Genomic DNA, 26,992 nt, shown 5'->3' with positions numbered 1-26,992 from the left:
ATATATGAAAGAGGTGGCAACATGACTTTGGCAATTGAGAAAGAAATTTCGAAAGTTGGAACTGAAACTGTAAAAGTGAATGGATTTTACTTACATAGCAAATATAACCCTTTAAGAGAAGCAGAACAAATAGCAAAACAAGAATATAAACCACATCATTTACATATTGTTTTTGGTTATGGCTTAGGTTATATAGTGGATGCACTAATAAAAGAATTTCATTTTAATGAACCGATTTTATTAATCGATCCCTTAATGGACCATAATTATATAGATGTTTTTAATCCTACTTATAATAGATTTTATTCAGCAAAAGCGAATGATATAGCAAAAATCATTGATATGGTAGATAAATTATCTACTTATTCGACAAATGTCCATATCATTACTTCGATAAATTACGATAAATTATTTCCTCTAGAATTAAAAAATGTGCTGGAAATTGTGAAAAATAACCATTATAAACAAGGTTCAAATATTGCCACAGCTAAACATTTCGCAGTAGCATGGCAAAAAAACTTGTTGCTTAATACTAATAATATTTTAAGCGATTTTACTTTAGGAAAGTTAGAAAAAGAATATACAGCTCCAGTAGTAATTGCTGCAGGAGGCCCTTCTTTAACAAAGCAGTTAAGTTTATTAAAAGAATATCGAAATAAAATAATCTTAATTTGTGCGGGCTCGACAATTAATGCGTTAATAGCCAATAATATTATGCCCGATTATATCGTTTCCGTTGATGGTGGTGAACCGAATGCAAGACATTTTGAAAGCTTATCATTTAAAAAAGAAGTAAGTTTAATATATGGTCCAACAAATCATTATAAAGTAAGAGACTCTTTTGAAGGAAAGGGTTATGCTTTTATTCCTTCCGTAAAACCGAAGTATAAGAATTATTTCGAAAATCGTTTTTCTAAAAAGTTACCTTTAATACACGGTGGTGGTTCTGTTGCTCATTATGCTTTGTCAATTGCAAAATATATAACTACAGGCCCTATTGCTTTAATTGGGCAAGATTTAGCATTAACGAATGATCAATCCCATGCAACAGGAGTGAAATGCAATAAAAGTGCGAAGGATTTGCCTACAAGTAAAAAGGTTCTAGTAGAAGGGTATTATGGAGAAATGGTAACTACTACCCAAACCTTGAAAATCATGATGAACTCATTCAATGAGCCCCCTCTATTAGATACTGAAAGAAAAAATGTTTGGAATTGTACTGAAGGTGGAGCAAAAATTCATAGCATTGATCAATTACCTTTTGGAGAATTTTTAGAGAAATTTACGAATGAAGAGGCTCCTAAAATTGTTGGAGAAGTTCTAGATCAATCTACACATATAGAAGAAGAGTTTTTTAATACAGAAATTAATAATTATAATAAAATATTAAAATTATTAAAAGAAGGTAGTCAAGTAATCAATAATTCTATAGGATTAAAGCTAACAAGTTATGAGGTAAATAAAATTGGTAAAATAGAAAAAGAACTAAATAACCTATATAAGAAATATAGTTTAGAGACGTTACTTGAACCAATTTTTGATCGTTGTAGTCATGAATATTTACCAAAAGTCAATGAAACGAGCGTAGAGTCAAATCTTAGAGCCAAAAACTATGCACTAGATTTATATACATCTTGTTATCAACAAATTGAGTATTTTATAGAACAGCTCATGTCAAAGGAGAATAAAACAATATGACGGAAAACATTGAAATCGATGAACTAATTGAAGAGTTTAATCAATATATTAAACTGGTTGCAACAGGCTCTATGACGATAGCTGAGAGCTTTAGAAATAAACAAGTTCAAATTGCATTGAAAGAAGTAACAAATTTTGTTGAAGGAATGAATTGGTTAATTACGGCAAATAATTATTTCAAAACACAAAATGTGATTTCAATGTTTAATGAACAAAAAATTGTAAACTTTTTTGAAGAAATTAATGAAGGTTTAACTATGCAAGATTACTTTTTAGTTGCGGATTTATTTGAATATGAAATAGCGCAGTATTTTGCAGACATACCAGTTGTAACAGTAAAAAATTAAAAGAGGTATAGACATGAAAGATAAAGTTGTATTAGTTACAGGTGGCACAGGTTCTTTCGGGAAAAAGTTTACTAAAAAAGCTTTGGAGCTAGGTGTAAAGAAATTAATTATTTTTAGTCGAGATGAGTTAAAACAATATGAAATGAAACAGGAGTTCCAAGATGATAGAATTCGATTCTTCATTGGTGACGTTCGTGATAAAGAGCGTTTATACCGTGCATTTGATGGAGTAGATATTGTCATCCATGCTGCTGCAATGAAGCACGTAGATGCTTGTGAATATAATCCATTTGAAGCAATTAAAACTAATATACATGGAGCACAAAATATTGTAGAAGCAGCAATTGATCGTGGAGTAGAGAAGGTAATTGCATTATCTACTGATAAAGCATGTTCACCTGTAAACTTGTATGGTGCAACAAAATTAGCATCGGATAAGTTATTCGTAGCTGCCAACGCGTATGTTGGGGAAAAGAAAACACAGTTCTCGGTAGTTAGGTATGGTAACGTGGTGGGGAGTAGAGGTAGTGTAGTACCATTCTTCCAAAAAATTAAGCATACTGGTCGAGTGCCAATAACTGATGAGCGTATGACTCGCTTCTGGATTACGCTAGATCAAGGAGTTCAGTTTGTGCTCGATAATTTAGAACGTATGAAGGGTGGCGAAATTTTCGTCCCTAAAATTCCAAGTATGAATATTATGGATTTAGCAAAAGCTATTGCGCCTGAATGTGATATTGACTTTATTGGTATTCGTCCGGGTGAAAAATTACATGAGGCAATGATTATGGAAGATGATGCGCGTCATACGGTTGAATATGATACGTATTATGCAATTTTACCAGAGTTGTCTTGGTGGGAAGAAGAAAACAATGGTGAAGGTAAATCATTACCAGAAGGCTTTGCGTATACTAGTGATAATAATACGGAATGGCTAAAAGTTGATGAATTAAAGGAATTAGTTGGGGAAATGTAGTCTTTTGACTACATTTTTTTTAAATGAAAGAAAGAAGGCATTTATATGAAAAAAAATCTAATGAAGCTTATAGATGTAACTGATGAACATATAGAGTTAATTTATAATTGGAGAAACCAACCTAACATCCGTTCGGTTATGTACGATAGCGAACCTATAAATTGGGATAAGCATGTAGCTTGGTTTAACGCCGTTTTAAAAAACGATATGAAATATGTAAAAATATTTATCTATAATCAAGTACCGTATGGAGTGGGCAATTTCAGCCTTAAAGATAAAAAGAACGGTATCGGAGAGTGGGGCTTTTATATTGGAGAACAAAATGCCCCAAAAGGAATGGGAACAGCTTTAGCTTACAAAATGCTAGAATATATTTTTGAAGATTTAAATATTCGGAAATTATGTGCTGAAGTACTTGAATTTAATGAGAAAAGTATAAGATTCCATGAAAAAGTTGGTTTTCAAAAAGAGGGCATATTACGAGAGCATATATATCTAAACAATTGCTACTGTAATATACATTTATTTAGTTACTTTAAAAAAGACTGGAATAAATCAAAAGCTCAGCTAGAGAAATATTTTAATTAAGGAGGGAGGGGTCTTAATGGAAACTATTACGATTATCCAGGCGAGAATGGGCTCGACACGTTTGCCTGGAAAAATTTTAAAAACTCTTGGTGATGTCGATGTACTAAGCTATAACGTTGCACGTTGTCGAGCGATTAAAGGAGTGAGTGAAGTTATAGTTGCTACAAGTTGTCTATTACAAGATGATGAGATAGCAGGGTGGTGTGAAAAAAACGGAGTAAAATACTTTAGAGGTTCGGAAGATGACGTTTTAGAACGCTATGTGCAGTGTGCACAAGTATATAACCCGGATTATATTATGCGAGTTACATCTGACTGTCCATTTGTTGATTACGAGATGGCTAGTGAAATTGTTGAATTGATGGAACGTGAACGTAAAGATGTAGTAATTCTTGAAGGTGAATTACCTCGAGGATTGGCGGTTGAGCTTATTTCATATGAAGCGCTACTTCGAATAAACGAGCAAGGTAAAGAATCGAGACATAGAGAACATGTTACTTATTATGCATATGAATTTAAAGAGCAATTTGAAACAGCAATTTATAAAACACCTTTAAATCGCCGTGCTCCGGAGCTTCGTATAACGCTTGATACAGAAGAAGATTATGACTTGCTAGTTGAAGTAGCGAACCATTTTAATGACCCACTCATTTCAAGTGCTGAAGTAATATATTTTTTAAAAAATACACCAAAAGTGGCTAGTATCAATGCCCATATAGAGCAAAAGCCGGTGGTATAATGATGAATATTATTATTCGAACAGATGCTTCAATTGAAATTGGTAGTGGACATGTAATGCGTTGTTTGACAATCGCAAAAAAATTACGTGAAAAAGGATGTTGTGTAAAGTTCTGGATGAAACCATTAGTAGGTAACTTAATTGATTATGTTATGCAAGAAGGTTTTGAGAACTTGGAAGAAGCAATGTTTGCTGATATGTATATTATAGACCATTATGAGTTAGGGATAGAATGGGAGCAAAATATACGACCATTTACAAAAAAATTAATCGTTATTGACGATTTAGCAAGAACGCATGAATGTGATTTATTACTTGATCAAAATATCGTACCTAATTACGAAACACGTTACGACGGTAAAGTTCCTTCCCATTGTGTAAAGCTATTAGGTCCAAAATATTTAATTATGCGAGACGAATTTATTGAGGCCCGAGCAAAATTACGAACACGTTTAAGTGATGTAAGACGATTACTTATATTTATGGGAGGTTCTGATCCGACAAATGAAACATCAAAAGTATTAGAAGCATTGCGAACAATTCAATTCGAATGCATTGATGTAGTAGTAGGAAACAGTAATCCTATGAAAGATACCATTCGTGAAATTTGCTGGGAACGTGGATATTCGTATCATTGTCAAATAGATTATATGGCAAAACTTATGCAATTGGCAGATTTTGCTGTCGGTGCCGGTGGAGGAACAACTTGGGAACGTTGTTATGTAGGTCTCCCTTCAAGTGCGACAATTGTAGCCGATAATCAAAGAGAGACGACAGCTTATGCTGCGAGCTTGGGTGTTGTAAAAAATATAGGATGGCATGAGCAAGTAACGGTAGATACATATAAACAATTATTAGGAAATTTACTCATTGATAATATGAGTGAAAAAGGGATTGAATTAACCGCTACTAAAAGGTCGAATGCATGGATATATGAAATATTGGAGTTGAAAACATGATTAAAATTGGACATAAAGAAATAGGTAGTCATACTAAGCCGTTTATTATTGCGGAAATGTCAGGAAATCACAATCAATCGCTTGATCGTGCACTACGTTTAGTAGAGTTAGCTGCTAAAGCAGGCGTCGATGCTTTAAAATTACAAACTTATACACCAGATACAATTACATTAGATGTTCACTCAGGTGAATTTTTTATCGAAGATGATCAAAATCTTTGGAAAGGTAATTCTCTTTATAATTTATATAAAGAAGCTCACACTCCATGGGAATGGCATAAAGCTATTTTTGATAAAGCTACAGAACTAGGATTACTAGCATTTAGTTCTCCTTTTGATGAAACAGCTGTAGATTTTTTAGAAACATTAAATGTTCCTGCATATAAAATTGCCTCTTTTGAAAATGTTGATTTACCACTTATTCGGAAAGTGGCACGAACTGGTAAACCTACAATTATTTCAACTGGAATGGCAACTGTAGCCGAACTTGATGAAGCTGTTAAAACTTTCCGAAAAGAAGGTAATAACCAGCTCATTCTTTTAAAATGTACAAGTACTTATCCAGCTACACCTTTAAACTCTAACTTAGCAACTATCCCACATATGCGTGAATTATTCGGTACGGAAATTGGTTTATCAGATCATACAATGGGCGTTGGTGTTTCGGTCGCAGCTGTTACACTAGGTGCTACAGTAATAGAAAAGCACTTTACTACAGCACGTGCAGATGGTGGGGTAGACTCAGCATTCTCAATGGAACCACATGAACTAAAAATGCTTGTAGAGGAAACAGAGCGAGCTTGGCAAAGTTTAGGACATATTCAATATGGTCCGACAGATGCAGAAAAAGACTCTATTAAGTTCCGTCGTTCATTATATATTGGGGATGATTTAAAAGCAGGTGACATTTTAACAAAGGATAATTTACGAAATGTTCGGCCTGGATTAGGTTTACCTACAAAATATTATGATCTAGTGTTAGGTAAGGAGATTAAACATGATGTGAAAAAAGGGACTCCCCTCAGTTGGGAACTTTTAATATAAAAGTATTTAAGCTAATCGTGGCGGCGGATTAAAATCTACTGTAAGTAATGAATCAATGGGTAATGTTGATCTATATCCGACATATTAGATTTACCTTTAACCTTGAAAAAGTGAAGTAGAAGGTAAATGCTTAAAAGACTTTGGGGGCAAGGCAGATCTTATACAATAACTGAAACTTAACAACCTAATCAAGCATACCTACTGAATATTCTTTAGAAACAACGGTTCAATCAAAAAGAAATGAAAAAGAAAAAACAAAATATTTTGAATTGGATAACTGAAAATAGATTATATTTACAATTATAGTTTGGAGCGAATTAAATGACTATCCAAAATTTTATTTCGTATGGAAAACAGAATATAGATGAGGAAGACATCCAAGCAGTAATTGATACTCTTCGTTCACCTTATTTAACACAAGGCCCTAAAATCGCGGAATTTGAACGTGCTATTGCAGAATATGTTGGCACAAAATATGCGGTTGCTTTTACAAACGGCACTGCAGCACTGCATGGGGCGTGCTATGCAGCAGGTATTGGAGTAGGAGATGAAGTAATTACTTCCCCTATAACTTTTGCAGCGAGTGCAAACTGTGTACGATACGTAGGAGGATCGGTTGTTTTTGCTGATATCGATCAATATACGTATAACATTAACCCGGAAGAAATTCGAAAAAAAATAACTTCTAAAACGAAAGCAATTATTCCGGTAGACTTCACAGGTCAACCAGTTGATATAGATGAAATTATGCAAATTGCTAAAGAGCATAATTTAGTAGTAATTGAAGACGGTGCTCATTCTTTAGGGGCTACATATAAAGAGCGAAAAGTTGGTCAAACAGCAGATATGACAATGTTTAGTTTTCATCCTGTAAAGCCAGTAACAACAGCAGAAGGTGGAATGATTGTTACAAATAATGAAGAATTCTACAAAAAATTAATGCAATTTAGAAGCCATGGTATTGAAGCGACACAGTATGCCTCAGAACAAGGGGCTTGGTATTATGAAATGACAGACTTAGGTTATAATTATCGCATGACAGACATGCAAGCTGCTTTAGGCTTATCACAAATTAAGAAGCTGGATTCATTCATAGAACGCCGTCAAGAAATTGCAAAAAAATATAATTTAGAATTCCAAAAAAATTCTCGTGTAACTACACCAAAGCTATTAGTTGAAACAAGCTCTGGCTGGCATCTATATATACTTCAATTAAAGGGTTTAAATAGAAAAGAAGTTTTTGATTTAATGCGTGCGGCAAATATAGGAGTACATGTCCATTATATTCCTGTTTACTGGCATCCCTATTATCGAAACATTGGGTATGAAAAAGGTTTATGTCCAGTTGCAGAAGCTTGGTATGAAAAAGCGTTAACGCTTCCTATTCACCCTAGTTTAACGGATGAGCAAATCAATTATATTGTAGATACATTAAAAAGTATTTTAAAGAAATAATCAGGAGGACTTCGGTATAAAATACTGAAGTTCTCTCTTTTTTGCCGATATTATATATACAAATAAGCATAAAAAATGGTAATACATCGAAGAATATTTATTATTTTGATGATAGGCATAAACCCATAAGTTTTTTCGATGTTGAATTTCTTTTATGAAGATTCAATCCATTTCAAAGTGATTTTAACAATCGGCATTTACATATTCATGAACCATTTAGCAGAGAACGTAGTTACGTAATTAAACATTACTCAAAGGTAAAAAATACTAAATACGTATTGGCTGGCTAGTGAGGTAAAACTAAACTTTCCTTATTAAAATTCATATCAGTCTATACAAAAACTGAAATTCTCTTATTATTGTCCGATATAAATAACAATAATAACGGTTGCATTGAATTGAAGGAGGATGAATAACATGCGTATTTCAGGAATTTCAAATTTAGAAGTTACGAATCAAATAACCTTAGCAAATAATACTACAAAAGAATCAGTAGAAAAATCAGGAAGCGACATTACTACCAGAAAAGATACAGTTGCAATCGAGCCGATGATGCTACTAAAAAATGGCGATGAAACGAAGGCAAAAGTCCAAGAGGCTGTTAATAAGATGAATGAGATGCTAGATGTAAATAACAGTACTTCTAAATTTATGTTCCACGAAGGACTGGAACGCTATTATGTGACGGTTGTGAATCGTGATACGGAGGAAGTTGTGAAGGAAATTCCTCCGAAAAAATTACTAGACGCTTTTTATGAAATGCAAAAAATGCTTGGTATGGTTGTTGACGAAAAAATTTAATGTAAACTGAGGAGGAAATTATTATGGTTATGCGAGTTGGTGGATTAGCATCAGGTATGGATATCGATGCTTTAGTAGAAAAATTAATGAATGCTGAACGGGCACCTTTAAATAAATTGACACAAAAGAAACAAACATATGAATGGCAACGCGATGCTTATCGTGGTGTAAATACAAAATTAAAAACTTTTGATACGTATATTGCAGATAATTTAGTATTAAAATCCTTAAATTCTAAAACGGCTTCGACTTCAAATTCTAATCTTGTTAGTGCGACAGCAACAGGTTCAGCAACAGGTTCACTTTCGATTGAAGGGGTTTCACAATTAGCAACTTCAGCACGGGCTGTAGGAAATCAAGTAAGTGCAGTTGGGTCTACAAAAATGAGCGACTTAATTGGTGCTGGAACTAAAACAATCGAATTGAAAGCAATTAAAGCTGATGGGACAATGCCTACTGATGCAACGAAAATTGAAATTACTGATGGTATGACGGTTAATCAATTTGTGAGTAAGGTAAATGCGAGTAATGCGGGAGTATCAGCTGTATTTGAAAATGGTCGTTTCTCATTTACAGCTAAAAATTCCGGGGATAACAAAGCCGGAGAAGAAATTGAAGTTGTGAGTGGGAAAGATATTTTCACAAGTTTAGGTTTTTTTCAGCAAAAGGATGAATTGGGTAATGTAATCGATAAATTTCAAACAACAGCTGGAAAAAATGCGATTTTCCAAGTAAACGGCATAGCGACAGAGCGATCTTCTAATACCTTTAATCTTTCAGGATATAACGTTACATTAAAAGAGACGTTCAATTCCACTCAAACAATTGCAGACAAATATAAATCGGCACAAAAGGAAATGCAATTAGCGACAGAAAATGAAGCAAACAAAGCTATAGCTCTCGCAAATGCGCTTTCTGCCTATTATGGAAATGGTACAAGTGATACACCAAACTATACGAGCACGCATAACAATATATACAATGCAGCATTTGGAAATACGTTATCATTAACAGAACAAGAAGAATATCGTAAACTAACTACTTCAGACTGGAAAAATATGACGGCTGAAGAATTTGAAACAATCAAATTGGCAAGCTCCAATAGTAAAGAAGATGTTATTGCTGCGATAGATGCAAGTAGCTTATCAGATGAATCGAAAACAAAATTAAAAGCGTTATCTGCAGAAAAAATGTCAACAGTCTACAATACTTCAGAAAGTGAATTTAGTCATTTTAAGGTACAGGCAAATTATGTTTCATTTGGTGGCTCAAAATTAAAGGATTTATCGGATGATGCTATTACTGCTTTAAAAGGTTTAACAATAGATGAAACAACCGAATTAAGTGCAATTCGTACATCTATAGATGAAAATGAATTTTTCTCTGATGAACTAAAGTCAGCTTTAAAGGCATTGGATAAAGAAACGCTAACGTCCTTACAAAACTTAGATGCGACTACTTTGAATGAATATGCTGAAAAAGCGCAGTCCGATGAATTAAAGTCTAACTACAGTAAATTAGGGGATGCAAAAATTTTAGAAGTGTTTGCAGATCCTTCAAAAGTTTCTTCCTTAACAGATGAACAACAAACAATTTGGAATGGCCTATCTGCAACTGAGCAAACAGCATTTAAAAATTTGGCAGACCAAAACCAATTACGTTCAGCTTATAATACTGCCAAAGCTGAAGATGTTGCGGCAGATGCACGATTGGTAAATGCAGAAAGTTCTTTAAACACGGCAAAAGCAGATGCTCAAAACGAAGGATTACTCAATGGGGACGGTACGGTTAATGATGATTTAGTTAATGCAGCGCCATCAGCTCAGTCGGTATCCTTGTCATCGACTACAAACGTAGACGATATGATGAGCAAAATTAAAGAATTCGTTGCGACTTACAATAGTCTAATTAAAGATTTAAATGATCAAACAAAAGAAACAAAATATCGTGATTATGCGCCACTTACAGCCGAGCAGAAAAAAGATATGGATGAAAATGAAATTAAGCTATGGGAAGAAAAAGCAAAAAGTGGCTTACTTCGTAATGATCAGTTAATACGTAACGGCTTATCAAATATGCGTTCGTTAATTTACCAGTCTAATCCTGGATTAGAGGGCTCTAAATACAACACATTATTTAATGTAGGAATTACTACATCTAAGAGCTATAATGACGGTGGAACACTTGAAATTGATGAAGCGAAGTTAAGAAAAGCAATTGAGGAAGATTCAGATGCAGTAGAGCGATTATTTAAAAATAGTGGTGGGCAAAAGTCGGATCCTGCTCATGGCGGTTCAGATACTCGTGGCTATCTTGAAAAACTACGTGAATCAATGAAATCATTAGAAGTCAATATCGATAAAAAAGCGGGTCGATCTACAATGACAGACGTGCAATATGCGATCGGTAAAAGCTTAATTGATAACGAGAAGCGAATCGATACTTGGCAAAATAAATTGAAAAATATCGAAGCCCGCTACTGGAAGCAATTCACAGCGATGGAGACAGCCATTAACAAAGCAAACCAGCAATCGTCTATGTTCATGCAAGGATAATATTTTTCAGGTGGCGTAAAATGGATAACATACAGCAGCTTTTACAAGTTTCAGCAAAATTATATCAGCATTTAGCAAGTTTGCCGGAAGAAGAAAAACGAGACGAATATATTGAGAAGATTAACAGTTTATTAGATGAGCGTGGTCTAATTATGGAACACTTGCTACTTAATCACTTTGTACTGGATATTAATAACAAATCGCACGCCATGCTTGCCGAGTTAGATAAAGGCATACGCGAACGTTTAAACAAAGTAATGAAAGTAATTCAAAATGACTTAAAGGGCTTACAAAATGCAAAAAAGCATGAGCAACAATATATGAATCCATATGCGAATGTCCAAGTGATGGACGGTCGTTATTATGATAAAAAGAATTAAGACGAATAGCAGTAAAAGGAGTGTCAACATTGACAACACAAACAAATGCTTTCAACGCATACAAACAAAACAGTGTGACAACTGCTTCCCCTGGTGAACTAACATTAATGTTATATAACGGGTGCTTAAAGTTTTTAAATAAAGCGAAGCAGGCGATTGCTGATAAAAATATAGAAGCGCGTAACTATAATATTCAGCGTTCGCAAGCAATTATAGGGGAATTTATGTCTACACTTAACATGGACATCGAAATTTCAAAACAAATGCTACCACTCTATGAATATATGAATCGTCGCTTAACGGAAGCAAACGTTCAAAACGATCCAGTAATTATCGAAGAAGTAGAGGGTTTAGTAACAGAATTCCGCGACACGTGGAAAGAAGTTATCAAAATTAATCGCCAACAGCAATACGGCAGTGTAGGACAAATTTAATTATCAGATTTTCTTAATAACAGAAACCACTATTAAAAGACATGATGCTTTTAATAGTGGTTTTTTATGTGCTTATTTATGTGCCATTTTAGTAAGTCTAAAATTACACAATATTCAAATAAATCTTGAAATTATTAGGTAAATATGTCTATAATGTAAATAATTAGGGGTTAATATTACCGAATCATTTGGATGCTAACTTACTAAGGAAACCCTTCCATACAACTCCACGATACTCTTAATCCAAAACTTCAAAATTACATCTAATAGAAAGTGTTCATGGATTCTGTAGGATAATATTGAACCCCAACACCCCAAAAACATCCCATAAAAAAATTTTAATACTGAATTTATATTGCTGTGAATTATGTAATAGAAAGGCATTTTGCTTTACGGTAAAGGAGGTGGTGAATCATGTGAAAAGAGGAATTTAAAAACCCCAAGTGAAGATCCTGCAAAGACGTCACTTGAGGCTCAGCCTGCTGGAGTATACCAGCTTAATGTTAGTATACTCCTTTTCTATTCAATTGATAACTATAAATTGGAAGGAGTATAAAAAATGTATAAAAATTATCTATTAAATGCTTGTGTTTTAGTACCTAAATTTGATGATTTTAACAACCCTTATACAATTATTGTTACTTCAAATGGATATGAACGAGTCAATTTGACACCTAGCCAATTAATCGATACAGATCTGAAAGAAAACGGTTCAAGTTTAAAAGGCGCGAAAGAAGCAGCAAAAGCTATGCTAGGGACAGCTTCAGTTCCCCCTATTTTAATACCGAGATCGCCATTTTCCCATGTTTGGTTTTCAACTGAATCAACACGCAATAAAACGTGTCACTATTTTGCCTTACATCATGTTGTGGACGCAAAAGAAAAAACATTCTTGCCTGGCGAAACTATAGTATTTCTTCGTAATGGGCGCAATATTGAAGTTCCAGTATCACGTAGTAAATTTATGCAGCGATGGAACAAAGCAAGTAGCTATTTTCTCAAGGATTTTTTTAAGCAGTATATTAGTCAGCCACGTTACTTGAAAGCAGAAGAAAAACTATTGTTGAAATGTGCAGAAGTAAATGAAAACTACTTATTCGACTAAATCATATTAATATTGAAATTTATATGTAAAGGAGGACTATATGCGGATTTTAAATTTTTATCTAGTGAACCATAATACAGTAAGTATGGTACCAATAGTTGCGGAAAACGGGAACCTGTATACAGTTGTTTTTGAGCGAGAGCATATGGCAGTCGTAGGGAAATCTCCTTCTACGTTAATACAGGAAAGCAAGCAATTTTATCGTAAGCCGCCAACTGGACATTTACTGACACGTAAATGGGGAAGCATCGGTAACGTGAATGACAAACAGGTACAGGCAAACTTTCAATTTACGAAAAAATTATAAATTTCCATTCTTTTCACTCATCATTTGGTGGGTATTTTTTTATTAAAGCAAATTTAATCTATTAGTTAATTCGTAATGATTTGGATGAGAAAACTATATTAAAAAATATCAATTTAGCTCATAGACAATTCCTGGTATCTTGCATGATAATGTGGGTATAGCATTAGTAGTCACGAAGGCAAGGGGGGAAGGTAGATGGGATTTAAAAGAACTGAAGGATTTCGCTTTACTTTTGGCGCGCCGATTGCAGCGAAATATACAGTATTAATCGACGGTAAACAAGAAGTCTTAGAAGCGGCAAAACATACTTGTGAAATTATAGATGTGAGTCCGCATGGCATGAAAATGTTTTCTTATTATGAAATTGGTGAAAATACTAATCATCTGGTGCAACTGGAACTTGAATTTATTTTAGACGAAGTATTGATAAAGGCAATTGGGGAAATTGTATGGAAAAAGAAATACGGTGAAAAATATCAGTATGGTCTCATATTTGAGAATCAGCCAGGCATTGAAGAATTAATCGTTAGTGAGTTGAAAATTCGCCGTAAAAAAGAGGTTGGCCGCAAGTAATCATTTTGTGACAAATATTTAAATGTCCCCATAATATGTCTATTCTTATCGATATTTAAAGCTACATGTCGAAAAATGAAAAAAGTTTTCCGAAGCAACAGGATTTTTTTGAAGTATGTAGAATTAGTAAGTATAGCCGTAATGAAGGAGGAGTTCACATGCTAAACTTTAACATTCGTGGTGAAAATATTGAGGTAACTCCAGCGATTCGAGATTATGTGGAGACAAAAATTGAAAAGGTAGAACGTTATTTTAATGAAGATTTAAATGCAAATGCTAACGTCAATTTAAAAGTGTATAACGATAAACAAACAAAAGTAGAAGTAACGATCCCAATGAAGAATTTAACGCTTCGAGCAGAGGAACGTCATAATGATATGTACGCAGCTGTTGATTTAATCGTCGACAAGCTGGAGCGTCAAATTCGTAAACATAAAACGAAAGTAAACCGTAAATTCCGCGATCGTGAAGGTACAGGACTATACTTCGCTAATGTTACATCGCAAATGGAAGCGAACTCGGATTCTTCGGATGAAGAATATACAATTGTTCGTACAAAGCAATTTGATCTAAAGCCAATGGATCAAGAAGAAGCGGTTTTACAGATGAATATGCTTGGTCATGATTTCTTTATTTACACAGATGCGGAATCGGACGGCACACATATCGTCTACAAGCGTAAAGATGGAAAGTACGGCTTAATCGAAACAAACTAAAAGAAATTTTACACAACGGATTGCCTGTAATGGGCAGTCCGTTTTTATATGATACTGTAAATAAAGTTATTAACCACTTTGCCAAAATCACTTCGATATTAGACATACTTACACTCAAAGTAGTCAAGTTAGAATGGATATTAGACAAACAAATATTTTTAAAACCTTCCTAATTGATCTATTATATACTCAAATTTCCATCAGTGCATTTGCACCACCCCTATGTATAGTGCTAAAATATAATTTGAGACTATTATTGGGAAGTGACCAATTCGATGGCAAACATATTAAATAAATTATTTGATTTCAATAAAAAAGAAGTAAAGCGTTTAGAAAAGACTGCAGATAAAGTAGAAGCATTGGCAGGGCAGTTTGAAAGCCTTTCTGATGATGCATTAAAAGCGAAAACAGAAGAGTTCAAAAACCGTTACCAAAACGGCGAAACAGTGAATGATTTATTACCAGAGGCGTTTGCGACAATTCGTGAAGCGTCACGTCGTGTACTTGGTATGTATCCGTTCCGTGTGCAAATTATGGGGGCGGCTGCATTAAATGAAGGAAATATTGCCGAAATGAAAACGGGTGAAGGTAAAACGTTAACTTCGACAATGTCTGTTTATTTAAATGCGCTAACTGGTAAAGGTGTACATGTTGTCACAGTCAATGAATATTTAGCTAGCCGTGACGCGACGGAAATGGGTGAGCTGTATAATTGGTTAGGCTTAACAGTAGGCTTGAACTTAAACAGCCTATCAAAAGAACAAAAGCGTGAAGCATATGCAGCCGATATTACATACTCGACAAACAATGAGCTCGGCTTTGATTATTTGCGCGACAATATGGTCCTTTATAAAGAAGACCGTGTACAGCGACCGTTATATTATGCGGTAATCGATGAGGTTGACTCGATTTTAATCGATGAAGCCCGTACACCGTTAATCATTTCGGGGCAGGCAGGAAAATCTGCACAGCTTTATGTACAATCAAATGCCTTTGTCCGTATGCTAAAGCAAGAAGAAGACTATAACTATGAAGAATCGACAAAAGGTGTAACGCTGACAGAGCAAGGGATTGAAAAGGCTGAACGTGCATTTGGAATCGATAACTTATTCGATTTAGCTCACGTGCGCCTAAATCATGCAATTAACCAAAGTTTAAAAGCACATGCGTCCATGCATAAAGATTTCGACTATGTTGTACAGGAAGGCGAAGTTGTAATCGTTGATGGCTTTACAGGTCGTTTAATGAAGGGACGTCGCTATTCAGACGGTCTTCACCAGGCGATTGAAGCAAAAGAAGGCTTGGATATTCAAAATGAATCGATGACAATGGCGACGGTTACGTTCCAAAACTATTTCCGTATGTATGAAAAACTGTCGGGTATGACAGGTACAGCGAAAACAGAGGAAGAGGAATTCCGTAATATTTATAATATGAATGTTGTGGCGATACCAACGAATAAACCAATTGCCCGTGATGACCGTCCTGACTTAATCTTTGCAACTATGGAAGGCAAGTTCAAAGCGGTTGCAGAAGATATTGCAGAGCGTCATCGTGCAGGCCAGCCGGTATTGGTTGGTACAGTAGCGATTGAAACATCAGAAATTATCTCAAAATATTTAACGAAATTTAAAATTCCGCATAATGTATTGAACGCGAAAAACCATGAGCGTGAAGCTGAAATTATTTTAAATGCCGGTCAAAAAGGTGCCGTAACAATTGCGACGAACATGGCAGGTCGTGGTACGGACATTAAACCAGGTGAAGGCGTATTAGAAGTAGGCGGTTTAGCGGTAATTGGTACAGAGCGCCATGAATCACGCCGTATTGATAATCAGCTTCGTGGTCGTTCTGGTCGTCAAGGTAATCCAGGGGTAACACAATTCTATCTTTCACTTGAAGATGAGTTAATGCGTCGCTTTGGTTCGGATAAAATGAAGTCAATGATGACAAGACTTGGTATGGACGATACACAGCCGATTCAGTCGGGAATGGTTTCAAAAGCGGTTGAATCAGCGCAAAAACGTGTTGAAGGGAATAACTTCGATGCGCGTAAACGTCTATTGCAATATGATGATGTACTGCGTCAGCAACGTGAAGTAATTTACAAAGAGCGTGAAGAAGTACTTGATTCGGAAAATATGCGTGCATTAGTTGAATCAATGATTTCTCAGGCGGTAGAAAATGCCGTGGCACTTCATACGCAAGGTGAAAAAGAAGCATGGACAATGGATGCTTTAGTGGACTATATTGCTGCAAACCTTTTAGATGAGGGAGATATTACAAGAGAGCAGCTGGAAAACAAATCACCGGAAGAAATGATTGCATTTATTTCTGAAAAAGTAACGGAACGCTATAATGAAAAAGAAGAAGCGATGACGCCGGAGCGTATGCGCGAATTCGAAAAAGTTATATTACTGCGTTCAATCGATACGAAATGGATTGACCATATTGATGCGATGGATCAGTTACGTCAAGGGATTCACCTACGTGCATACGGTCAAAACGATCCACTACGTGAATACCAACAAGAAGGTTTCGCAATGTTCGAGGAAATGGTCGCAGCGGTCCGTGAAGATGTAGCAAAATATGCATTGAAAGCAGAGATTCGCAGCAACCTGCAACGTGAAGAAGTAGCAAAAGGCCAAGCAGTAAACCCGAAAGAAGAGGGCGCTGCCAAACCAAAAAAATTACCAGCACGTAAAGCCGAAAACATCGGACGTAACGACCCATGCCCATGCGGTAGCGGCAAAAAGTACAAATCTTGCCACGGCGTAGGACAATAAAAAGCAATAAAACCGAGGTCATTGAAACTATGCTCAATGACCCGGTTTGTTTTTTCATAAAGTTTGTTTACAAAATTATGTTGTAAGTAAATATTTGTACCTAGTGTTAAGCAAGTTGATTGAAGTGGAGGGCGAGGAGTGCAGCTGTCGGCTCCGCCTTTCGCTGCAGAGCGAAGCGGGGGCAAAGAAGTAACTCAAAGCTTCCTGCGGGAACAGCAAAATTTATTTTGCGACGAAAGCGTAGCGGCAGGAGCACCGACGCTCGAGACTACAGGCTCGAGCCGTGCCCGCGGAAAGCATTCGCCCGTAACGGAAAACAACGGTATATCAAGATGACATTTGTACACTTTAACTACGGAGGAAAATATATGATGGAATTAGCAGATGTGCGCAATGCACTCGAAAATACAGCTACAAAACTAGCGGACTTCAGGGGGTCTCTTTGACTTAGAAAACAAAGAGGCACGTATTCAGGAATTGGACGAAATGATGCTTGAGCCAAACTTTTGGAATGACCAAAACGGCGCACAGGCAATCATTAACGAAAGCAACGGTATTAAAGCAGTTGTCAACGAATTTAAAGACTTAGTTGATATACAAGAAAATCTGGAAATGACACTTGAACTTTTACGCGAAGAGCCAGATGCAGAATTACAAGAAGAACTAGGCAAAGAATTAGGCGAATTCCAATCAAAAATGGCAGACTTTGAACTTCAAATGCTATTATCAGAACCATACGATAAAAACAACGCCATTTTAGAGCTGCACCCAGGTGCTGGGGGTACGGAGTCACAGGACTGGGGTTCAATGCTATTGCGTATGTATACACGCTGGGCAGAGAAGCGCGGTTTTAAAGTAACAACAATCGACTATTTACCAGGTGATGAAGCAGGTATTAAATCGGTCACTTTACAAATTACCGGTCATAATGCTTACGGTTATTTAAAAGCGGAAAAAGGGGTACACCGTTTAGTGCGTATTTCTCCGTTTGATTCATCGGGTCGCCGTCATACATCATTCGTATCATGTGACATCATGCCGGAATTTAATGATGAAATTGAGATTGATATCCGTACAGAAGATTTGAAAGTCGATACGTACCGTGCGACAGGTGCGGGTGGTCAGCATATTAATACGACGGACTCTGCTGTTCGTATTACCCACTTGCCGTCAGGTGTTGTTGTTCAATGTCAATCCGAGCGTTCACAAATTAAAAACCGTGATGCTGCGATGAAAATGTTAAAGTCGAAGCTGTATCAATTAGAAATTGAAAAGCAGCAGGCTCAGCTGGATGAAATACGCGGTGAGCAAAAAGAAATCGGTTGGGGCTCACAAATTCGCTCATACGTTTTCCATCCATATTCAATGGTAAAAGATCACCGTACAAGTGCAGAAACAGGAAATGTCGGTGCTGTAATGGATGGGGACTTGGATTTATTCATTACTGCATATTTACGTTCGAAAATCTCTTATTAATATGCCCCTCCCTTGCAACGAGCAGGAGCCATATTACTTTACGTAGAAAGGCTGTGTTAAAAGTCAATTTGACCTTTAACACAGCCTTTTCATTATAATGAAAATATAAGCTGAGTAAATTTTCCACTTGTCAAATATAAAAAAATATGTGAAAATAAATACGAACAAACGTTCCTATAAATGGAGGTTTTCGTATGGTACAAATTCCTTCTAAAACGATTCCGTATTATGAAGCAGGAATTTATTTGCCGTTGTTGTTAATAATTCTTGAGAAGGATTATTCAATTGTAGAACAAAGTGCGTTTAAATTTAAGAATCCATATTTACATTTAATCAATGCTGTTCGTATCAAGGTAAAAAACGACCTAAAGGAAACGAAGGACTATTTTAAACTTCATCATATGCGTCTAATAAGAGGCAAAACAGATGATTTATTTACCGAGTATCAATTTTATTTTAATGGAGTCATGGAGTGTAGGAGATATTCGAATATTCGCCTTCGCAATCAAAGCGAGCTGCTTCTTGCTGAATATTTTGCAAAAAACTGATGGTTACAGCGTGGCATGGCGATGTAGAATTATGTGTTTATAGAACATGGCAGCGCGTACGTATTGTTGGTTGAAGGATTTCATATGGATAGCAAAATGAACTTCTGTTCCGTCGATAAAAGTTACGCGCGTTCTATCACCCGCATCACTAATATTTATGACGGGGTTTAGCGCAATCCAAATATTATGAGGGGAATGCGGTGAAAAGAGTGGAAACAAAATACAAGGCTCCCCAAAATCGTATGCCACCATAACCGGAAGTTTGTGTTTATTCTCTCCGAAAAACCGCCTTGCCTGATATTTACTTGCTTCATAGGAACTGCCGTGTAACCTGCAAGTGTTGCGAACGAGCTTTAAGGGCTTATAAGGAGCGGTTACTTTTCCGTATTTGTCCAATATGATCGTATGGATTTTATCTCGATATTGATAGGAACTTAAACAAAAAGTAGAATTAGAAATAATGTAATTTGAATTTTGTGGTATATTACTAGTCATATTAGATCCCCTTTCTTTAACATTCCCTACCCGCTTAAATTTTCATTATACAGTTAAAATAATACATAAAATGGAAAAAATCAACACCGTATTCTGAAAATTTGGTTATATGATAATTTTTCAGAATATATTGCAAATTAAATGGGTTTTACTTTATAATGGAAAAAAGAGGTCGAGGTGAAATCGATGGATAAATATTATTCGTATACAGACTTTTTAAAAGCGGTAGGTCAGCAGTCCACTGAAAATCAAGCAGAGAAGTTATTGAATGAAATTTATTTAGATTTATTTATTAGTCGATTACAGCGTATGCAACGTATCGAACAACTAAAATTACTTATCGATACATCGCTAGATCAAAAGAACGAGCAGGCATTTGAATGCTACACAACAGAACTGAACGACTTATTGGCAATCACTGTTTCATAACAAGAAAGTCACCTTATGATAGGTGGCTTTTTTTGTGTGTTTAAACATGGTTGCATTCAAAAACAGGATTTAAGAATCTAATAAAATACAAAAATTTTCTAATAAATAGGATATTTTTTCTGATAATTGTGCAAGACTTTCGAAAAACCCTTTAGAAAGTTTAAATAAGTCATCATAATTCATTTTGAGAATATATGTTCGTAATTTTATCGTAAATTAAAAACGGGTATGTTAAAATAGAGAATAAGAAAAGCGAAGGAAAGGACAAGCTGAAAATGACAGAAACTTATAAAATACAGTCCGCCTACAAGCCTGCTGGTGACCAGCCGGAAGCGATAAAACAGCTTGTACGGGGCATTAAAGAAGGAAAGCGCCATCAGACATTACTGGGGGCAACCGGTACAGGTAAAACCTTTACAATTTCAAATGTAATTAAAGAAGTGAATAAGCCAACGCTCGTGATGGCACACAATAAAACACTTGCAGGTCAATTATATAGTGAGTTCAAGGAGTTTTTTCCGGACAATGCAGTTGAATATTTCGTAAGTTATTATGACTATTTCCAACCGGAAGCGTATGTACCGCAAACAGATACGTATATCGAAAAGGATTCAAGTATTAATGAAGAAATCGATAAGCTGCGTCACTCGGCAACAACAGCTTTATTTGAACGGGATGATGTCATTATAATTGCTTCGGTATCCTGTATATATGGTCTCGGTAATCCTGAAGAATATCGGGAAATGGTCGTATCCATTCGTACAGAGATGGAACTCGAGCGTAATCAACTATTGCGCAAGCTAGTTGACATTCAATATGAACGAAATGATATTAATTTTACACGCGGTTCGTTTAGAGTACGTGGGGATGTTGTGGAAATTTTCCCGGCATCAAGAGACGAGCATTGTATTCGCGTAGAGTTTTTCGGAGATGAAGTTGATCGGATTCGGGAAGTTGATGCATTGACGGGGGAAATTTTGGGAGATCGTCAGCATGTAGCAATTTTCCCAGCATCCCACTTCGTTACCCGTGAAGAAAAGATGAAAGTAGCCATTGGAAACATTGAAAAAGAATTGGAGGAGCGCCTTGCAATTTTGCGCTCGGAAGACCGTTTACTGGAAGCGCAGCGTTTAGAGCAGCGTACTAATTACGATTTGGAAATGATGAAGGAAATGGGCTTCTGCTCAGGCATCGAAAATTATTCGCGCCATTTGACTTTGCGAGAAGCGGGGGCCACACCATATACATTACTAGATTATTTCCCTAAGGATTTTTTGCTTGTTGTTGATGAAAGCCATGTTACATTGCCACAAGTACGTGGTATGTATAATGGAGACCAGGCTCGTAAAGGTGTATTAGTTGAACACGGCTTCCGTTTGCCGTCCGCACTTGATAATCGTCCATTAATGTTTGATGAGTTTCAGTCAAAAGTCAGCCAGGCAATTTATGTATCCGCAACACCTGGTCCATATGAATTGGAGCATACACCGGAAATGGTGGAGCAAATTATTCGTCCGACCGGGCTACTCGATCCAACAATCGATGTGCGCCCAATTGAAGGACAAATTGATGATTTAATCGATGAAATTCAGGAACGTATTCGCCGCAATGAAAGGACATTAATCACAACATTAACAAAGAAAATGTCGGAGGATTTATCGAGTTATTTAAAAGAAATGGGCTTAAAAGTAGAATACTTACATTCGGAAATAAAGACCTTGGAACGGATCGAAATTATCCGGGAGCTTCGTAAAGGGACATATGATGTGCTAATCGGCATTAACTTATTGCGGGAAGGTCTTGATATTCCGGAAGTTTCCCTTGTGGCGATTTTAGATGCGGACAAGGAAGGTTTCCTTCGCTCAGAGCGATCATTAATTCAAACAATTGGACGTGCTGCACGTAACTCGAATGGTCATGTTATTCTATATGCCAATAATATGACGGATTCTATGACAAAGGCCATCAGTGAAACGAAGCGACGTCGTGAAATACAAAAGGCTTACAACGAAGCACATGGTATTACACCACAGACAATTATTAAAAAGATTCCTGATATTATTCGAGCAACTCAAGCTGCGGAACAGGAAGAAACATACATTACAAAAGTGACAGGCGGCAAAAAGCTTACAAAAAAAGAGCTGGAGAAGCTTGTTGCAACTTTGCAAGTTGAAATGAAAGAAGCCGCAAAAGCATTGGACTTTGAACGTGCGGCAGAATTACGTGACATGATATTTGAATTAAAGGCAGAAGGGTGAACAATGTGAAAAATACAGAAATTGTCGTACAAGGTGCACGCGCGCATAATTTAAAAAATATTGATGTCACAATTCCCCGCGATAAAATTGTCGTAGTGACAGGTCTTTCAGGCTCCGGGAAATCCTCTTTAGCATTCGATACGATTTATGCTGAAGGGCAACGTCGTTATGTGGAATCATTGTCTGCCTATGCACGACAATTTTTAGGGCAAATGGACAAGCCGGATGTCGATACGATTGAAGGGCTTTCCCCGGCCATTTCCATTGATCAGAAAACAACGAGCCGTAACCCGCGCTCTACTGTTGGGACGGTTACGGAAATTTATGATTATTTACGATTACTTTTTGCACGGATCGGTAAACCGTATTGCCCGACACATGGTATAGAAATTACTTCCCAGACAATCGAGCAAATGGTCGACCGTTTACTGGAATATCCAGAGCGTACTAAAATGCAGTTACTTGCCCCTGTAATTGAAGGGAAAAAGGGCACACATGTAAAGCTATTGGAAGACCTAAAAAAGCAAGGCTATGTGCGTATTCGATTAAACGGAGAACTACGGGATTTAGATGATAATATAGAGCTCGATAAAAATAAAAAACATACAATTGAAGTAGTTGTCGACAGAATCGTTTTAAAAGAGGGCATTGAATCCCGATTAAGCGATTCCCTTGAAGCGGCTCTAAAAATTGCAGACGGACGGGTACTCGTTGATGTAATGGAACATGAGGAGCTGTTATTCAGTGAACATCATGCATGTCCACAGTGTGGCTTTTCAATTGGTGAGCTTGAGCCGCGCATGTTTTCGTTTAACAGTCCGTTCGGTGCATGCCCAACATGTGATGGGTTAGGCAGCAGGGCTAAGGCAGATATCGATTTGGTCATCCATAATTGGGATTTGACATTGAATGAAAATGCGATTGCCCCATGGGAATCCGTTTCTTCCAACTATTATCCGCAGCTTTTAGCATCTGTATGCAAACATTTCGATATTCCAATGGATGTACCGGTAAAAGATATTCCAAAGGAAAAAATGGACAAAATTCTCTACGGCTCAGGGAAAGAGAAAATCCTTTTTGAATATACGAATGATTATGGCAGAATGCATAAAAAAAATATGGAGTTTGAGGGGGTAATCGGCAATATTGAACGCCGTTTTACAGATTCCTCTTCAGACTATGTACGCGAATCCATGCAAAAATATATGACGGAGCAACCTTGTGCTACATGTAAAGGACATCGTCTGAAAAAGGAAACACTAGCAGTAAAAATTAAAGATCAAAATATTTCTGAAGCGACGCGTCACTCGATTCAGGAAATGTATGATTTCTTTAGTTCGGTGGAGCTGACAGAAAAAGAACGTCAAATTGCGAAATTAATTATTCGTGAAGTAATTGAGCGATTGAAGTTCCTATTGGATGTAGGGTTAAACTATTTAACGCTTGCTCGTTCGGCAGGAACCTTATCGGGCGGAGAAGCACAGCGCATTCGGTTGGCAACCCAGATTGGTTCGCGCTTGTCAGGGGTCCTCTACATTTTAGACGAGCCATCGATTGGTCTGCACCAGAGGGATAATGACAGATTGATTCATACACTGCAAAATATGCGTGATTTGGGTAATACATTGATTATCGTTGAACATGATGAAGATACAATGATGGCAGCGGATCATTTAATAGATATCGGACCAGGTGCAGGTGTACATGGTGGACAAATCATTGCACAAGGTACTCCGAAGCAAGTAATGAAAAATAAAGATTCGATTACCGGTCAATATTTAAGCGGAAAGAAATTTATTCCACTGCCACTTGAACGTCGACAATCGGATGGTCGAAAAATAACAATAAAAGGCGCTTCGGAAAATAACCTGAAGAACGTCAATGTCGATATTCCATTAGGCCAGTTTATCGCCGTTACCGGTGTGTCCGGCTCGGGTAAATCCACATTAGTGAACGAAATATTATATAAAGCACTCGCATCAAAATTAAATCGCGCTAAAGTAAAGCCAGGCAAACACAAATCAATCGAAGGGCTGGAGCAACTGGAAAAGGTCATAGATGTGGACCAATCTCCAATCGGACGTACACCACGTTCAAATCCAGCAACATATATTGGTGTGTTTGATGATATACGTGATGTATTTGCCATGACAAATGAAGCGAAAATCCGCGGCTATAAAAAAGGACGATTTTCTTTCAATGTAAAAGGCGGTCGTTGTGAAGCTTGTCGCGGGGATGGCATTATTAAAATCGAGATGCACTTCTTACCTGATGTTTATGTACCGTGTGAAATATGCCACGGAAAGCGCTACAATCGTGAAACGTTGGAAGTAAAATATAAAGATAAAAACATTTCCGATATTTTAGAAATGACAGTTGAGGATGCGTTGGAGTTTTTCGGAAACATACCGAAAATTCAACGGAAATTGCAAACGATTGTCGATGTCGGACTTGGCTATGTGAAGCTGGGGCAGCCTGCGACTACATTATCGGGCGGGGAAGCGCAACGTGTAAAATTGGCTTCTGAATTGCATCGTCGTTCAAACGGAAAGTCGTTTTATATTTTGGATGAGCCAACGACAGGATTACATGCAGATGATATTTCCCGTCTGCTTATCGTACTGCAGCGTTTAGTGGAGAGTGGAGAGTCGGTGCTTGTCATTGAGCATAATTTAGATGTAATTAAGACAGCAGACTATATAATTGACCTAGGTCCTGAAGGTGGAGAAGGCGGAGGTACAATTTTAGCAACCGGCACGCCGGAGGAAATTTCGGAAGTGAAGGAAAGCTATACGGGGCGCTATTTAAAACCTATTTTAGAGCGTGACCGCGAGCGAATGTCTTCGAAAATTAAGGCAGCAAAAAGTAAATAGATTAAAAAACTAAGAGCGCAAACGAAACTTTTTATCCTCCCTCCTCGTATAATAACTATATACGAAGTAGAGGGAGGAATTTTTTTATGCAAGAAGAACGTAAACGTATTTTACAATTAGTTGAAAACGGTACAATTTCAGCAGAAGAGGCGATTGTATTACTAGAAAAGCTATCGTCCCAAAAGGAATCCACTCCACCGCCAGTAGTGCCGCCTTTAGCTGAAGAAAAGCATAAGGAAGAACCGCATACGGCTGAACCAATTTTTGAAGAACAAAAACAAAAGCGTAAGACAACAGGATTTGAAGATATTTTCGGCAAATCATTCAATGATAAAGAATTCAACAAAAAGATGGACGAGTTTATGGGAGATATTAAGCAGGACTTATCACAATTCAGTACACGCATGACTGGATTGGTTGGTGCAGCTTTATCAAAATTCAAGGATCTTGATATTGAAACGCCTTTTGGTGAAAAAGTAGAATTTACAAAAACATTTGCATATCCTGTCTCTGATATTAAAAGCATTGAGTTAGAGGTCGCAAATGGTAAAGTGGATGTAGTAAGAGCAACTGATGAATTGGTGACAGTGAATATTTTCGGGAAGACACCACAAAAAGGTACTCAGGAAGAAACAATTACGCAAGTCACTGAAAATTTATCGACATTGACGAATGAAAAATTATTTATTCAGTCTGCAAATAAATTTACACAGTTAAATGTGCAACTTGCTATTCCAGAAAAACATTACGATGTATTTATCGCTCGATTATTAACAGGCAGTATATCGATTGAACAGATGGATGCAAAGTTAATTAAAGCGCGTACTTATAACGGTATAGTTCGACTTGAAAACGCGACTTTCGATCATGCAGAATTGCAAACGAGCAACGGTGCGGTAGAAGCTCGTCATGTGAAAGGCGACGATTTAGAAGCGGAAACAGCAAATGGACGCATCTACATCGACGGTGAATTAAAGGAAGTAGAGGCGGAATCTGTAAATGGACATGTGGTCGTTACAACAACGAGCCCAGAGGCGCATAAAATTAAAGCCCGTGCTTTAGCAGGTTCAGTAGAAATCTACGTACCAAAAACTGTCGCACTGGATGGACAAATTTTCACAAACTTCGGGAAAGCAGATGTTGGCTTAAGCGATGTGAAGCTTTCTGAAGAAGAGGAGCAATTCCTTTCAAAATCGCTGCGCTTCACAAAAGAATTAGAAGGCGCAAAACTACTGAAACTAGTAGGAGAATCACGTACGGGTACAGTATTAGTACGCTATACACTGCAATAATATGAAGAGCTGAGGGTGCTTACTTTTAAGTAAGTGCCTTCTTACCTCCAGTCAATAGCTTTTTAGAAAATATTTTAGGTGTTGAATAGATTTTTGGGTAAGGGAGGGGGTACCCCCTCCCTTACCCAAAAATTGCGCACGCCATAAAGACCTCCCGAT

General features: G+C 36.8%; 24 protein-coding genes. 23 read left to right on the top strand and 1 reads right to left on the bottom strand.

Annotated elements, in window-relative coordinates; genetic code table 11:
- The first annotated feature begins 21 nt into the window (after positions 1-21).
- The 19 genes from SNE38_RS16155 (at position 22) to SNE38_RS16065 (ending at position 19,486) form a co-directional block, all read left to right on the top strand.
- Positions 22-1,698: a motility associated factor glycosyltransferase family protein gene (locus SNE38_RS16155; protein WP_336046888.1), complete on the top strand. Its 1,677-nt coding sequence runs from the start codon at positions 22-24 to the stop codon at positions 1,696-1,698.
- Positions 1,695-2,045: a hypothetical protein gene (locus tag SNE38_RS16150; protein ID WP_191702126.1), complete on the top strand. Its 351-nt coding sequence runs from the start codon at positions 1,695-1,697 to the stop codon at positions 2,043-2,045. Before SNE38_RS16155 ends, SNE38_RS16150 begins: the two co-directional genes overlap by 4 nt.
- Before the next feature lie 13 nt (positions 2,046-2,058).
- Positions 2,059-3,021, top strand: coding sequence for a UDP-N-acetylglucosamine 4,6-dehydratase (inverting) (gene pseB / locus SNE38_RS16145; RefSeq protein WP_191702127.1), 963 nt, complete (start codon positions 2,059-2,061; stop codon positions 3,019-3,021).
- 45 nt (positions 3,022-3,066) lie between these two features.
- On the top strand, positions 3,067-3,609 hold the full coding sequence (pseH, locus tag SNE38_RS16140) for a UDP-4-amino-4,6-dideoxy-N-acetyl-beta-L-altrosamine N-acetyltransferase (RefSeq protein WP_191702128.1): 543 nt from the start codon (positions 3,067-3,069) through the stop codon (positions 3,607-3,609).
- 16 nt (positions 3,610-3,625) lie between these two features.
- Entirely contained in the window at positions 3,626-4,348 is a 723-nt protein-coding gene (locus SNE38_RS16135) for a glycosyltransferase family protein (RefSeq protein ID WP_336046887.1), read from the top strand.
- Positions 4,348-5,307 carry a UDP-2,4-diacetamido-2,4,6-trideoxy-beta-L-altropyranose hydrolase gene (pseG, locus tag SNE38_RS16130; RefSeq protein WP_336046886.1) on the top strand — a complete coding sequence of 320 codons (960 nt, stop codon included), beginning with the start codon at positions 4,348-4,350 and terminating at the stop codon, positions 5,305-5,307. Before SNE38_RS16135 ends, pseG begins: the two co-directional genes overlap by 1 nt.
- Positions 5,304-6,350, top strand: a complete 1,047-nt coding sequence (gene pseI / locus SNE38_RS16125; RefSeq protein ID WP_336046885.1) for a pseudaminic acid synthase — start codon at positions 5,304-5,306, stop codon at positions 6,348-6,350. Before pseG ends, pseI begins: the two co-directional genes overlap by 4 nt.
- A 321-nt stretch (positions 6,351-6,671) precedes the next feature.
- The gene (gene pseC / locus SNE38_RS16120; RefSeq protein WP_191702132.1) at positions 6,672-7,805 is read left to right on the top strand and encodes a UDP-4-amino-4,6-dideoxy-N-acetyl-beta-L-altrosamine transaminase; all 1,134 of its coding nucleotides are present in this window, start codon (positions 6,672-6,674) and stop codon (positions 7,803-7,805) included.
- A 417-nt stretch (positions 7,806-8,222) separates the two neighbouring features.
- Positions 8,223-8,606: a flagellar protein FlaG gene (locus tag SNE38_RS16115; RefSeq protein ID WP_191702133.1), complete on the top strand. Its 384-nt coding sequence runs from the start codon at positions 8,223-8,225 to the stop codon at positions 8,604-8,606.
- A 23-nt stretch (positions 8,607-8,629) separates the two neighbouring features.
- On the top strand, positions 8,630-11,161 hold the full coding sequence (gene fliD, locus SNE38_RS16110; RefSeq protein ID WP_336046884.1) for a flagellar filament capping protein FliD: 2,532 nt from the start codon (positions 8,630-8,632) through the stop codon (positions 11,159-11,161).
- Between the two features lie 20 nt (positions 11,162-11,181).
- Positions 11,182-11,541: a flagellar protein FliT gene (locus tag SNE38_RS16105; RefSeq protein WP_191702135.1), complete on the top strand. Its 360-nt coding sequence runs from the start codon at positions 11,182-11,184 to the stop codon at positions 11,539-11,541.
- A 29-nt stretch (positions 11,542-11,570) separates the two neighbouring features.
- A complete protein-coding gene (gene fliS, locus SNE38_RS16100) occupies positions 11,571-11,975 on the top strand; it encodes a flagellar export chaperone FliS (RefSeq protein WP_191702136.1) in 405 nt (134 codons plus the stop codon).
- Positions 11,976-12,534: 559 nt separating this feature from the next.
- A complete protein-coding gene (locus tag SNE38_RS16095) occupies positions 12,535-13,080 on the top strand; it encodes a competence protein ComK (protein WP_336046883.1) in 546 nt (181 codons plus the stop codon).
- 40 nt (positions 13,081-13,120) lie between these two features.
- Positions 13,121-13,387, top strand: coding sequence for a competence protein ComK (locus tag SNE38_RS16090; RefSeq protein ID WP_191702138.1), 267 nt, complete (start codon positions 13,121-13,123; stop codon positions 13,385-13,387).
- A gap of 195 nt (positions 13,388-13,582) precedes the next feature.
- A complete protein-coding gene (locus tag SNE38_RS16085; protein WP_191702139.1) occupies positions 13,583-13,960 on the top strand; it encodes a PilZ domain-containing protein in 378 nt (125 codons plus the stop codon).
- A gap of 158 nt (positions 13,961-14,118) precedes the next feature.
- Positions 14,119-14,676, top strand: coding sequence for a ribosome hibernation-promoting factor, HPF/YfiA family (hpf, locus tag SNE38_RS16080; protein ID WP_191702140.1), 558 nt, complete (start codon positions 14,119-14,121; stop codon positions 14,674-14,676).
- A 275-nt stretch (positions 14,677-14,951) separates the two neighbouring features.
- Positions 14,952-17,462 (top strand): preprotein translocase subunit SecA, encoded by a 2,511-nt coding sequence (gene secA, locus SNE38_RS16075; RefSeq protein WP_336046882.1) that lies wholly within the window; start codon positions 14,952-14,954, stop codon positions 17,460-17,462.
- A 371-nt stretch (positions 17,463-17,833) separates the two neighbouring features.
- Positions 17,834-18,938, top strand: a protein-coding gene (prfB, locus tag SNE38_RS16070) for a peptide chain release factor 2 (RefSeq protein ID WP_191702619.1) whose coding sequence is annotated in 2 segments (ribosomal slippage) — positions 17,834-17,905 and positions 17,907-18,938 — 1,104 coding nt in all. Because the reading frame shifts where the segments join, the coding sequence is not laid out codon by codon here.
- A gap of 194 nt (positions 18,939-19,132) precedes the next feature.
- Entirely contained in the window at positions 19,133-19,486 is a 354-nt protein-coding gene (locus SNE38_RS16065) for a hypothetical protein (RefSeq protein ID WP_191702142.1), read from the top strand.
- 3 nt (positions 19,487-19,489) lie between these two features.
- Here the strand turns inward: SNE38_RS16065 and SNE38_RS16060 are convergent, their stop codons facing one another.
- Positions 19,490-19,981 carry a competence protein ComK gene (locus SNE38_RS16060; RefSeq protein ID WP_191702143.1) on the bottom strand — a complete coding sequence of 164 codons (492 nt, stop codon included), beginning with the start codon at positions 19,979-19,981 and terminating at the stop codon, positions 19,490-19,492.
- 186 nt (positions 19,982-20,167) lie between these two features.
- On the opposite strand from SNE38_RS16060, the gene SNE38_RS16055 reads away from it, so the two are divergent.
- From SNE38_RS16055 to SNE38_RS16040, 4 genes are all read left to right on the top strand, one after another.
- Positions 20,168-20,410 (top strand): IDEAL domain-containing protein, encoded by a 243-nt coding sequence (locus tag SNE38_RS16055; RefSeq protein WP_191702144.1) that lies wholly within the window; start codon positions 20,168-20,170, stop codon positions 20,408-20,410.
- 275 nt (positions 20,411-20,685) lie between these two features.
- The gene (gene uvrB / locus SNE38_RS16050) at positions 20,686-22,668 is read left to right on the top strand and encodes an excinuclease ABC subunit UvrB (protein WP_336046881.1); all 1,983 of its coding nucleotides are present in this window, start codon (positions 20,686-20,688) and stop codon (positions 22,666-22,668) included.
- 5 nt (positions 22,669-22,673) lie between these two features.
- On the top strand, positions 22,674-25,541 hold the full coding sequence (gene uvrA, locus SNE38_RS16045) for an excinuclease ABC subunit UvrA (RefSeq protein WP_191702146.1): 2,868 nt from the start codon (positions 22,674-22,676) through the stop codon (positions 25,539-25,541).
- A gap of 86 nt (positions 25,542-25,627) precedes the next feature.
- Positions 25,628-26,833 carry a DUF4097 family beta strand repeat-containing protein gene (locus SNE38_RS16040; protein WP_191702147.1) on the top strand — a complete coding sequence of 402 codons (1,206 nt, stop codon included), beginning with the start codon at positions 25,628-25,630 and terminating at the stop codon, positions 26,831-26,833.
- Positions 26,834-26,992 lie beyond the last annotated feature (159 nt).

This window comes from Solibacillus ferritrahens (assembly GCF_037027585.1).
GTDB lineage: Bacteria > Bacillota > Bacilli > Bacillales_A > Planococcaceae > Solibacillus > Solibacillus ferritrahens.
This window is presented reverse-complemented; position numbering and strand designations above follow the sequence as displayed.

Coding starts and splice junctions, on each gene's coding strand:
- SNE38_RS16155 (WP_336046888.1), top strand. CDS start 22: ATGACTTTGGCAATTGAGAAAGAAATTTCGAAAGTTGGAACTGAAACT.
- SNE38_RS16150 (WP_191702126.1), top strand. CDS start 1,695: ATGACGGAAAACATTGAAATCGATGAACTAATTGAAGAGTTTAATCAA.
- pseB (WP_191702127.1), top strand. CDS start 2,059: ATGAAAGATAAAGTTGTATTAGTTACAGGTGGCACAGGTTCTTTCGGG.
- pseH (WP_191702128.1), top strand. CDS start 3,067: ATGAAAAAAAATCTAATGAAGCTTATAGATGTAACTGATGAACATATA.
- SNE38_RS16135 (WP_336046887.1), top strand. CDS start 3,626: ATGGAAACTATTACGATTATCCAGGCGAGAATGGGCTCGACACGTTTG.
- pseG (WP_336046886.1), top strand. CDS start 4,348: ATGATGAATATTATTATTCGAACAGATGCTTCAATTGAAATTGGTAGT.
- pseI (WP_336046885.1), top strand. CDS start 5,304: ATGATTAAAATTGGACATAAAGAAATAGGTAGTCATACTAAGCCGTTT.
- pseC (WP_191702132.1), top strand. CDS start 6,672: ATGACTATCCAAAATTTTATTTCGTATGGAAAACAGAATATAGATGAG.
- SNE38_RS16115 (WP_191702133.1), top strand. CDS start 8,223: ATGCGTATTTCAGGAATTTCAAATTTAGAAGTTACGAATCAAATAACC.
- fliD (WP_336046884.1), top strand. CDS start 8,630: ATGGTTATGCGAGTTGGTGGATTAGCATCAGGTATGGATATCGATGCT.
- SNE38_RS16105 (WP_191702135.1), top strand. CDS start 11,182: ATGGATAACATACAGCAGCTTTTACAAGTTTCAGCAAAATTATATCAG.
- SNE38_RS16095 (WP_336046883.1), top strand. CDS start 12,535: ATGTATAAAAATTATCTATTAAATGCTTGTGTTTTAGTACCTAAATTT.
- SNE38_RS16090 (WP_191702138.1), top strand. CDS start 13,121: ATGCGGATTTTAAATTTTTATCTAGTGAACCATAATACAGTAAGTATG.
- SNE38_RS16085 (WP_191702139.1), top strand. CDS start 13,583: ATGGGATTTAAAAGAACTGAAGGATTTCGCTTTACTTTTGGCGCGCCG.
- hpf (WP_191702140.1), top strand. CDS start 14,119: ATGCTAAACTTTAACATTCGTGGTGAAAATATTGAGGTAACTCCAGCG.
- secA (WP_336046882.1), top strand. CDS start 14,952: ATGGCAAACATATTAAATAAATTATTTGATTTCAATAAAAAAGAAGTA.
- SNE38_RS16065 (WP_191702142.1), top strand. CDS start 19,133: ATGGTACAAATTCCTTCTAAAACGATTCCGTATTATGAAGCAGGAATT.
- SNE38_RS16060 (WP_191702143.1), bottom strand. CDS start 19,981: ATGACTAGTAATATACCACAAAATTCAAATTACATTATTTCTAATTCT.
- SNE38_RS16055 (WP_191702144.1), top strand. CDS start 20,168: ATGGATAAATATTATTCGTATACAGACTTTTTAAAAGCGGTAGGTCAG.
- uvrB (WP_336046881.1), top strand. CDS start 20,686: ATGACAGAAACTTATAAAATACAGTCCGCCTACAAGCCTGCTGGTGAC.
- SNE38_RS16040 (WP_191702147.1), top strand. CDS start 25,628: ATGCAAGAAGAACGTAAACGTATTTTACAATTAGTTGAAAACGGTACA.